We start from the raw sequence: 2206 nt of genomic DNA, 5'->3' as shown, positions 1-2206 counted from the left end.
CTCATTTAAATCACTTTGCTATTAAGTACAAATTGATTCTTAGAGCGAACCAGATTGCTTGGCAGGAGCTTAAAAATATGGCAGCTTAAAATTGACCGTGCGTAACATGAGTTATTATCTGCCCATCTTTCTGGTGAATAAAGCCCTAATAAATGCTTGGGCTAAGTAATCAAAAGCAAGGCCCCCTTATCTCTTTGCCGGGTTTGCTTCGCTAAAGCCAATAAAAAATCTTAACTAGGCGTAATGAGCGAGCCCGGGAAAGAAAAGGGAAAGCTCTTATTCCCGCAAGCCGACACCTTTCTTTAAAAGAACCAGATTAATTAGGGTTAATATCAGCAGCATGAGCCCAATAATACTCATTGCCATGCCCATTTCGGCATTTTCTTCGCCAATCATGGCATGCCTTAAGGCATTGGTGGTATGAAAAATAGGATTAAAATAGGATAGTTTTTGCCAAAAATCAGGCAGCATTTCAATACTGTAAAAGACGCCTCCTAAATAAGTTAGGGGGGTTAAGACAAAAGTAGGGATTAGCATAATATCGTCAAAATTGCGGGCAAGCATGGCATTGGTAAAGCCTGCTAAAGCAAAAACAGCGGAGACGAGGACTACAACGAGGAGGGTGAGTGGTAAATGATCGAAGGTAATAGTCAAAAAGAAGCTAGCCACGATAAATACCAGTAAAGCGACAATGACTCCTCTTAATATACCACCCACGGTATAGCCTAAAAGTAAGAGACTATAATGCATCGGGCTGACCAGCATCTCTTCAATGTTTTTTTGAAAACGGGTGCTAAATAAGGAGGATGAAACATTCCCATAGGAGTTTACGATTACCGCCATCATAATCAGACCTGGAGCGATAAACAGAGTGTAATCTACACCATGAATGGTACCTATTCGCGGTCCAATTAATTTCCCAAATATTAAAAAATAGAGGGTTGTGCTGATGACCGGTGGTAAAAACACTTGGCTTGAAATGCGGAACATACGAATTAATTCGCGTCTTATTAAGGTATAAACTGCAATGGTTTGTTGTTTAATGGCCATTTTTTATTAAATCCATAAAGAGTTCTTCTAGTCGATTGGTTTTATTACGCATACTATGTATTTTAATACCGTGCTGATTTAAAACTGCAAAGATATCATTTAATGAAAGCTTATTGCTGACTTGAAGTTCAAAACTATTGGCATCAATCAGTTGCGTTTTAAATAATTCCATTTCGGGCAAGACGTCTAGGGTATTTTCCGTGTTAAAAATAAAGGTTTGATGAGTGAGGCTATTTAATAAGGTTTTCATAGAGGTGTTTTTAATGATGCTTCCTTTATCAATTATGGCTATATTCTTACATAGTTGTTCTGCCTCTTCCAAATAATGGGTAGTCAGAATAATGGTGGTCCCTTGGGCATTTGTTTCGGTTAAAAATTCCCACATGCTTCGTCTAATTTCAATATCCACCCCAGCCGTAGGCTCATCAAGAATTAAAACTTGCGGTTGGTGAATTAAGGCGCGTGCTATCATTAATCGTCTTTTCATGCCACCGGATAGATGTCTGACAATCGAGTGTCTTTTTTCCCATAAACCTAAGCGCTTTAATAAATCATCAGCTCTTGATTGAGCATGGCGACGAGGAACGCCATAGTATCCTGCTTGGTTTAATAGAATTTGCTCGCCGGTTTCAAAAATACTTAAATTTATTTCTTGGGGGACTAAGCCTAAGCACGATTTGGCTTCTGTCGTTTGACGCTCTAAATCAAAGCCGTGAATTTTAATGCTCCCAGCACTTTTGCTAACTAGACTGGTAATAAGTCCAATAGTGGTTGATTTACCGGCGCCATTGGCACCTAAGAGGGCGAAAAAATCCCCAGATTTTACTTTGAGGTCGATGTTGTTAACAGCCTTAATCCCATTTGCATAGGTTTTAGATAATTGGTTAATTTCTAAAGCATCCATAGTTGCCTGAGTGGTATATAAGTCTATGGCACACTATAACGTAAATTTACTAACTGTTCACTCAACAAATGTGCAAAGCCGAGCTTTGACTCGGCTTTGTTAGAAGGCGGTAGAGTTTAATGGCTTTCTTCGTCACTGTCGCGTAATGTTTGGGGCAAGTTTGAGGAATAAAAATTGAAGGAATTTTTTTGATTTTCAATCAGTAACAAAGTATCATAATTTGAAATAGTTTTTCAATATTAAATAACATAT

At 38.4% G+C, this 2206-nt stretch carries 2 protein-coding genes; both read right to left on the bottom strand.

Features of this window, described 5'->3' with window-relative positions; translation table 11 throughout:
- Window positions 1–276 precede the first annotated feature (276 nt).
- Window positions 277–1050 (bottom strand): ABC transporter permease, encoded by a 774-nt coding sequence (locus ELY15_RS15295; protein WP_127101552.1) that lies wholly within the window; start codon window positions 1048–1050, stop codon window positions 277–279.
- Window positions 1040–1954, bottom strand: coding sequence for an ABC transporter ATP-binding protein (locus tag ELY15_RS15290; protein ID WP_127101550.1), 915 nt, complete (start codon window positions 1952–1954; stop codon window positions 1040–1042). The genes ELY15_RS15295 and ELY15_RS15290 overlap by 11 nt, the downstream gene beginning before the upstream one ends.
- Between the last annotated feature and the right edge of the window lie 252 nt (window positions 1955–2206).

The organism is Legionella sp. km772, from assembly GCF_003989735.1.
Taxonomy (GTDB): domain Bacteria; phylum Pseudomonadota; class Gammaproteobacteria; order Legionellales; family Legionellaceae; genus Legionella.
This window is presented reverse-complemented; position numbering and strand designations above follow the sequence as displayed.